Genomic DNA, 6,957 nt, shown 5'->3' on the forward strand with positions numbered 1-6,957 from the left:
AGCGGCGTCACGATCAGCGATGACCTCGTCCTTTCGGGCCGCGTCCGTCTCGAGCTTGCCGATCTGCTTTTCCAGTTCGGCGATGCGCGCCTGTTCCGGCGACAGGCCCTCCCGAGGCTTCTTCTTGGACACCCTGCCCAGTGTTCCGGCTTCGATCTGGGCCCGCCACTGTTTGACGCTGGAATCGTAGAGTCCCTCACGCCGCAGCACCCGGCCTTTCTCACCGGCCGGGGCCTGGTCGTACTCGGCGACGATCCGCCGCTTGTACTCGGCGGTGAACGTCCGCCGCGCCGGCCGCCCGGCCCGCGGGGATTCCACCGTCTCCTGTGCCGGCACCGGCGTCGGCTGCAAGGCCTCCACGGCCGCAGCAGTGGTAGCAGTGATCGTCATGCTGGGTTCTCCTTCAGTCGCGCCCCAGCCTCTCATCCAGCCAGTCCGGGTGTCTCACCTCAGTCTGGCGGATAGGGACGGGTCAGAATTCTGCAGCCCATCCATCGATGCACTATCGGCGCCAGTCAGTGACGACTGGGTGGTAGACGACGATTTCGTTATCGCCGTCCTTGGCGCCGGCTTCGGCGAGAATGTCTCCGACGAAGAACGGAACTTCTGGCTGAAAACCTACCGCGCCAACTACACCGGAGACGAGGGCCGGCGCCGACTCCGGACGAGCACGATCAATCTCCGCGACCGGGATGGCCTCGAGGCACGCCTCAACGAAGTGAAATGCCCAGTGTTGTGGCTGCAAGGCACCGCCGACCAGGTGTACTCCGTCGCCAACGCCGAGCATGGAATTTCACAGTTCACGCAATCTCCATCAGCCGAACTCCAGATCGTTGACGGCGGGCAGCACTTTCTGACCGCATCACACCCCGACATCGCCAACACCGCTGTGCGTGCATTCGTCGAACGGTGGACGTGAAGCAACCATGCATCTCCGCCCTCGACCTTCCAAGAAACAAGACGGCCCTTCCGGGGCCGCAGTCCCCTGGTGACTGCGGTTATTCGGGGCGGGCGATGGGTTTGTCGTCCTGATTAGGTGGTGTCGAAGTCGACCTCGACTCGGAATACGTCGGCTCGAAGCCAGGAGATCGTGAGTTCCACGGGGTGGTGGTTGCGTGCGGCGGCATCGGTGCGGGACCGAATTGAGATGACCGGTGGGCGGCCGCTCAGTTCGAGGTGCTCGGCGACGTGGGGTGGCGCCGGGTCGATGGCGACGCCGAACCATCCGCGCTCGGGTTCCAGTTTGTAGTGGCTGGCCAGGGTGTCGTGCAATGAGCCGGCAGGGTCGAGGATCTGGGGTAGATCGGGGACGAGTTGGGGGTCGAGGTAGGTGTCTGCGTAGCCGACGAGCTCGTGGTTGATGTATCGGTTACGGGAGAGTGCGAGCAGTTGTCTGCGTGCTCCCACTTTCATGCGGCCACGGACCTCGGTGGGTGGGGTCTCGAGTCGCCATCCGGTGGTGCGAACGTCTGGGGTGAATCCGGCTTTGCGGACGCTTGCGCTCCAGGACGGTGGGATGTGTCGACTGATGGTGTAGTCGATGCGTCGGGACATGAAGGTGCCGCTGCCCTGCCGACGGCGCACGAGATAGCGCCTCTCCAGCTCGGTCAGCACGGCTCGGGCGGTGAGCCGGCTGACCCCCAGGGTGCGGGCTAGTTCGTCTTCTGAGGGGAGCCGGGTGCCGACGGGCTGGTTGGCGATCTGCTCGGCGAGTGCGTCGGCGGCGGCGAGGTACACCGGTACCCGAGGACTGGTTTTGGTGGGTGCGGCGTCGCTGATGGGCGTGATCATACTGCGGGAACGGAGGAGGTCGACGGTTTCCGCGGGTCGTTGACGGCTCCGTCGGGCACTTTTCCCGCGAGTGATTGCAGGATGGATCTCGCCGCGTGTTCCTCGATCGCCAAGCGTGCCGTCGCGACCGCAGATCCGAGGTGCGGGGTGAAGAGGGTATGGCTCGTCAGTTCCATCAGGTCCGGGTGCAGGCCGCTGGGGCGGTCGGGTCGGGAGAGGTCCTCGAATTCGAACACGTCTGCGGCATATCCGCCGAGGTGTCCGCTGCGCAGGAGCTGGGCCACTGCGTCTTCGTGTACTACTGAGCCTCGTCCGACGTTTACCAGTAGCGCTCCGGGTCGCATCGATGTCATCGCCTGGTGGTCGAGCAGGTGCAGTGTGTCCGCCGTCAGGGGGGCGCAGACCACCACGGAGTCGCTGTGCTGCAGAAGCTCGGCGAGTTCCACCCGTTCCATACCGATCGACGCCGCGGTTGCGGACGGCACCGGATCGGGGTCGTGGTAGAGAAGTCGGGGATTGAATCCGGAGAGCATTTGCGCCACGGCCCGGCCGAGTACGCCGGCGCCCACGATGCCGATCGTGGAGCCGACGAGTGTGCGTCCGTAGAGCACCGGCCGCCAGCCGCGGAAACCGGCTCGCACGGTGCGGTCACCGGTCGCGACGTGTCGAGCGAGGCCGATCAGCAGCCCGACTGCCAATTCGGCGGTGGGTTCGGTGAGTAAGTCCTCGACTCGGGTGAGCCAGATGCCGCGCTCGGTGCAGGCGCTAACGTCGATGTTGTCGTAGCCCTTGAGTGCGCCGGCGACCACCTGCAGTCGCGGGCAACCGTCGAGAAACTGCGCGGTGATCTGGTCGGGCATGAACGCCATCAGCCCGTCGGCGTGTGCTACTCGGCGTTTCAGTTCGGATGCCGGGAGGCTGTCGTCTTGCTGGTTCGGCACCACGTCGCACTCGCGGCCGAGCATGTCGAGGATTTGGGGATGCACCCGGTGGGTGAGGACGACCACCGGGCGCGCGGACGCGTTTGTCATTGGAACCTTCTTCGTAATGCTCCGCCGAGGGCGTCGACCACGGTGACGGTGGCGAGGATGACGAGCAGGATTGCGGAGACTTCCTGGTACTGGAGGGTGCGGAGGGCGGCGATCAGCTCGAATCCGATGCCGCCGGCGCCGACGACGCCGACGACTACCGAGGCGCGGAAGTTGAGCTCCCACCGGTAGACGGTGACGTCGGCCATTTGGGGCAGTACCTGCGGCAGGATGCCGTGCAGAATCACTTGTGCCCGGGTGGCTCCGGCGGCGCGGGCGACCTCGACGGATGCTTGATCGGCGCGTTCGATGGAGTCGGCGAAGAACTTTCCGACCATGCCGGCGGAGTGGATACCCAGTGCCAGGGCGCCGGGAAGGGCGCCGAAGCCGACGGCGGCGACGAACACGATCGCCATGATCAGCTCGGGCACCGATCGCAGGGTGTTGAGGACCAGGCGCGCGACCGCGTAGACGGTGGGGTGCGGGGAGGTGTTACGGGCCCCGAGCAGCGCGAGTGGGACCGACAGCAGGACCGCCAGTGCGGTGGCCGCGATACTCATCGACATCGAATCCCACAGTGGGCCCCACCACCGGTTGATGTTGGTGAAGTCCGGGGGCCACATGTCGCCCAGGAGGTCGGCGATGTCGGCCAGTCCGGTGATCATCCGTTCGCCGTCGAGTAGTCCCACCGCCCAGACGCACACCAGCACCAGGACGCCGACGACGCCCATGGCCGCGCTGTTGCGCCCCCAGCCAATCCACACCCGACGGGAGATGTCCCGGTACTGTTCTTCCCGCCGTTCCTCGACGGGGTCCGGCAAAGTGTCGGCGGTCACTGGTAGTCCGCCAGGTCGATGTCCAGCAGGGGCGCAAGGTCGCGCACCGCGTCGTAGTCTTGATCGGTCACCGGTCCGAAACCGGCGGCGTTGAACGGCTCGAGCACGGCATCGTCGTCGAGTTCTAAGAACGCCGCCCGCACTTTTGCCTTGAAGTCCTCGGGCAGGTTCGTCTGCATAGTCCACGGGTAGTTGTAGTAGGGCTCGGACTCCTGGACGGTCACGACCACCTCAGGGTCGATGGTCCCGTCTCGGACCATGCGCTCGTAGATGGGCAGGCTCATGCCGCCCGCGTCGGCGTTGCCGTTCTGCACTGCCAGCGCCACCGCGTCGTGGGCGCCGACGTGCTGTTCTTCGTAATCGCCGTCGTCGACGCGCAGGCCCGCTTCCTCTGCGAGCATGGCCTTGGGTATCAGGTGGCTGGAGGTGCTGGCCGGGTCTCCCCACGCGACGGTCTTGCCAGCGACGTCGCCGAGTGTGGTGATGCCGGAGTCGGCATTAGCGAGAAACACCCCTTGGTAAGTAGGGGCAGCGCCTTCTTCCTCCTGCAGCGCGGCGAAGGGCTCGATGTCGGCCTTCTCCTGGGCGAGCACGTAGGACAATGGCCCGAAGTAGGCCAGGTCCAACCGGCCGCGGGTCATCGCCTCGATCATCGAGGAGTAGTCGGTGGTGACGATGAGTTCGACCTCGACGCCCAACTCGTCCTGTAGGTATTCCTTGAGCGGTTCGTTGTCCTGGATCACTTGAGACGCGTTCTCGTCGGGCAGCAGGGCCACGCGGAGGGTCTCAGGCACCTCGCCGGCGGCAGGCTCGGAGGTGGAACCGGAGCCGCAGCCGGTGAGAACAAGCGCGAAAGAGATCAGCGCCGCCAGTGCGGCAGCTGTGGAACGGGCTGGTCTAATCATTGTGAAGAACTCCAGGATGTGGTGAGTGTGATTCGGGTGGTGCGAGCAGCGTCCGGTCAGCGGACACCAGCAGTGAGGTGGCCGGTGACAGTACTGGCGACGGTGTCGCCGTCGGATTCCTCAGTGACGCCTTCGTAGATGAGTTGGATGGCGTCATCGGTGACATCGGACACGGGGCTGTCATGCACGATCTCGCCGTGTGCGAGGCCGACGATGCGGTCGGCGTGCTCAAGGGCCAGGTCGACTTGGTGGAGGCTGGCGACGAGTGTGATGCCGTTGTCGTGACAGACACGGCGCAACAGCGCCATCACTCGGACTGCGGTGGCCGGGTCGAGGCTGGCAACCGGTTCGTCGGCGAGGATCAGTTGCGGCTGTTGGGCGAGTGCGCGGGCGATGCCGACGCGCTGCTGCATGCCGCCGCTGAGATTGTCGACCCGGGTGAGCGCGTTGTCGAGCAGACCCACCTGGTCGAGCGCCTCGAGGGCGATGCGCTCGTCGGCGCGACCAGCGGGCAGGAGACCGTGCCAGAAACTGTGGTAGCCGACTCGGCCGAGCAGTACGTTGCGCAGCGCGGTGTACCGCGGGACCAACTGGTGGTGCTGGAAAACCATGCCAGTGCGCCGGCGATGCCGTCGTAATGCACGGCGCGAGTCCAGTGCCGGGAGACCGGCGGCACGCACAGTCCCGGTGGTGGGCTGCACGAGCAGGTTTATGCACCGCAGCAGTGTCGATTTGCCGGCTCCCGAAGGACCGAGCAGCACGGTCACCTGCCCGGCCTCGATCGTCAGGTTGGTTCGGCGCAGCGCCTGCACGCCCCCCTTGTAGGTCTTGCTCACCTCGACGAGCTCGATCATGGAAACCCCTCTGTAGGACTTGGTCGAACACCCCGAAACCTATAGAGGACTTGCGAACGGACGATCAGGGTTGAGAGAACGGTGAGTGAACCCCGTCCGACCATCCGATGCCGGTGAACGACCGATGACTTCCGCGTTCATGCGACGGCCATAGGGCCCTGTCAGAATGTGTCGTCATGACCTTCGGAAACTCGTGCTGGCCGCCGACAGATTTCGTGATCGGCCACGTCACAGCGGTGCTACCCGATCGGGTGGAGGACAACGCAAGAGTGGTGGTGCGCGAGGGTCGGATCGCCGAGGTGGGCCCACACCCGCCGGGTGCCGGCTGCACCCTGGACGCCCACGGCGCCCACTTGCTGCCGGGCCTGGTCGACGTCCACACCGACATCCTCGCGCGGGAGACCCGGCCGCGACCGGGCGTCGTCCTAGACCCTGCCTTCGCACTGACGTCGGCGGGCGGCCGTCTACGCGCGGCAGGAATCACGACCGCCTTCCACGGCCTTGCATTCCAGGAGCACTCCATCGTGGGAACGACGATCGGTTCCCCCGCTGCCGCAGAATTGTCCGATTCGCTGCGTCATGCCGACGACACCCAGGTCGACCACCAGGTCTTGCACCGGTTGGACGCCCGCTGCGAGTACGGCCGGACGCTGCTCGCAACGGAGCTGGCCGCACTCGACGACTCCGCGGATTCTGAAAGGCTTCGGAGCATCACCACACCGGATGATTCCCAACGCGCACGGGTGCCGATCGTCTCGCACGAGGACCACACACCGGGGCAGGGGCAGTTCGCCGACCCCACGACCATGCAGCGGTGGCTGATCACCAACGAGGGTATGACCGAGGCCGCTGCGGTCGACCACGTCGATCGGTGGCGTCGCACCCGCGCCGAACGTCTCACCGTGCGAGACCGCGCCCTCACGTGGCTGGGCGACCTGGCCCGAGCCGGACACATCCGGCTCTTCGGCCACGACCTGGCCACCCCGGAAGACGTCGCGGCTGCCGCCGACCGCGGCTGCACCGTGGCGGAGTTCCCAACGACCCTGGACGCCGCCCGTGCCGCCCGCGACCGAGGCATGCTCGTCGTTGCTGGCGCCCCGAACGTCGTCCGTGGCGGCTCCCACACCGGGAACGTCTCGGCAGCCGAGCTCGTCGTCGCCGGTGTGGCCGACTCCCTGGCCAGTGACTACCTTCCCTCCTCTATGCTCCCAGCCGCAGTGCGACTTGTGCGCGACGGCGTCCTCTCACTCCCACACGCCGTTCGACTGATCACCTCAGGCCCGGCCGCCTGTGTCGGTCTCTGCGACCGTGGCGCGCTGACCGAAGGCTTCCGAGCCGACCTCGTCCTGACTGACCTCAGCAAGACTTGGCCCGTCGCCCACGTCATTTCGACTCAGTCGCATACCGCTGCCCGCGAGTAGCTCGGATTCAGCGGCAGTAGGCCACGAGGACTGTCACCGCTTCGGCTGTCTCACACCAGTCCGGCGGATAGGGGTGCGCCGTGAACCGCCACATCGTCACGCAGGCGCTGCTGTTCGCGTTC

The 6,957-nt window shown here is 66.1% G+C and carries 8 protein-coding genes; 2 read left to right on the forward strand and 6 right to left on the reverse strand.

Going from position 1 to position 6,957, the window contains the following annotated elements; all coding sequences use genetic code 11:
* The coding region (locus tag G6018_RS16790; RefSeq protein ID WP_182640249.1) for a transposase at positions 1 to 390 on the reverse strand (390 nt) is incomplete at its 3' end.
* A gap of 139 nt (positions 391 to 529) precedes the next feature.
* Between G6018_RS16790 and G6018_RS16795 the strand changes: the two genes are divergently transcribed.
* On the forward strand, positions 530 to 919 hold the full coding sequence (locus tag G6018_RS16795; RefSeq protein WP_182640250.1) for an alpha/beta hydrolase: 390 nt from the start codon (positions 530 to 532) through the stop codon (positions 917 to 919).
* Between the two features lie 113 nt (positions 920 to 1,032).
* On the opposite strand, the gene G6018_RS16800 is transcribed toward G6018_RS16795, so the two are convergent.
* From G6018_RS16800 to phnC, 5 genes are read right to left on the reverse strand one after another with little or no spacing between them, the layout of a single operon-like run.
* Entirely contained in the window at positions 1,033 to 1,791 is a 759-nt protein-coding gene (locus tag G6018_RS16800; RefSeq protein ID WP_182640251.1) for a GntR family transcriptional regulator, read from the reverse strand.
* On the reverse strand, positions 1,788 to 2,822 hold the full coding sequence (locus G6018_RS16805) for a phosphonate dehydrogenase (protein WP_182640252.1): 1,035 nt from the start codon (positions 2,820 to 2,822) through the stop codon (positions 1,788 to 1,790). Before G6018_RS16805 ends, G6018_RS16800 begins: the two co-directional genes overlap by 4 nt.
* Positions 2,819 to 3,595 carry a phosphonate ABC transporter, permease protein PhnE gene (gene phnE, locus G6018_RS16810; protein ID WP_281254079.1) on the reverse strand — a complete coding sequence of 259 codons (777 nt, stop codon included), beginning with the start codon at positions 3,593 to 3,595 and terminating at the stop codon, positions 2,819 to 2,821. Before phnE ends, G6018_RS16805 begins: the two co-directional genes overlap by 4 nt.
* Positions 3,596 to 3,651: 56 nt before the next feature.
* Positions 3,652 to 4,560, reverse strand: a complete 909-nt coding sequence (phnD, locus tag G6018_RS16815; protein ID WP_182640253.1) for a phosphate/phosphite/phosphonate ABC transporter substrate-binding protein — start codon at positions 4,558 to 4,560, stop codon at positions 3,652 to 3,654.
* Positions 4,561 to 4,616: 56 nt separating this feature from the next.
* The gene (gene phnC, locus G6018_RS16820) at positions 4,617 to 5,414 is read right to left on the reverse strand and encodes a phosphonate ABC transporter ATP-binding protein (protein WP_182640254.1); all 798 of its coding nucleotides are present in this window, start codon (positions 5,412 to 5,414) and stop codon (positions 4,617 to 4,619) included.
* Between the two features lie 176 nt (positions 5,415 to 5,590).
* Between phnC and G6018_RS16825 the strand changes: the two genes are divergently transcribed.
* Positions 5,591 to 6,835 carry an alpha-D-ribose 1-methylphosphonate 5-triphosphate diphosphatase gene (locus G6018_RS16825; protein WP_020171046.1) on the forward strand — a complete coding sequence of 415 codons (1,245 nt, stop codon included), beginning with the start codon at positions 5,591 to 5,593 and terminating at the stop codon, positions 6,833 to 6,835.
* Positions 6,836 to 6,957 lie beyond the last annotated feature (122 nt).

The sequence above is a fragment of the Dietzia sp. DQ11-44 genome (assembly GCF_014145205.1).
Classification (GTDB): domain Bacteria; phylum Actinomycetota; class Actinomycetes; order Mycobacteriales; family Mycobacteriaceae; genus Dietzia; species Dietzia natronolimnaea.

Bases quoted from the DNA above. Each gene is read 5' to 3' on its own strand.
- G6018_RS16800 (WP_182640251.1), bottom strand. From the start codon at position 1,791: ATGATCACGCCCATCAGCGACGCCGCACCCACCAAAACCAGTCCTCGG.
- G6018_RS16805 (WP_182640252.1), bottom strand. From the start codon at position 2,822: ATGACAAACGCGTCCGCGCGCCCGGTGGTCGTCCTCACCCACCGGGTG.
- phnD (WP_182640253.1), bottom strand. From the start codon at position 4,560: ATGATTAGACCAGCCCGTTCCACAGCTGCCGCACTGGCGGCGCTGATC.
- phnC (WP_182640254.1), bottom strand. From the start codon at position 5,414: ATGATCGAGCTCGTCGAGGTGAGCAAGACCTACAAGGGGGGCGTGCAG.
- G6018_RS16825 (WP_020171046.1), top strand. From the start codon at position 5,591: ATGACCTTCGGAAACTCGTGCTGGCCGCCGACAGATTTCGTGATCGGC.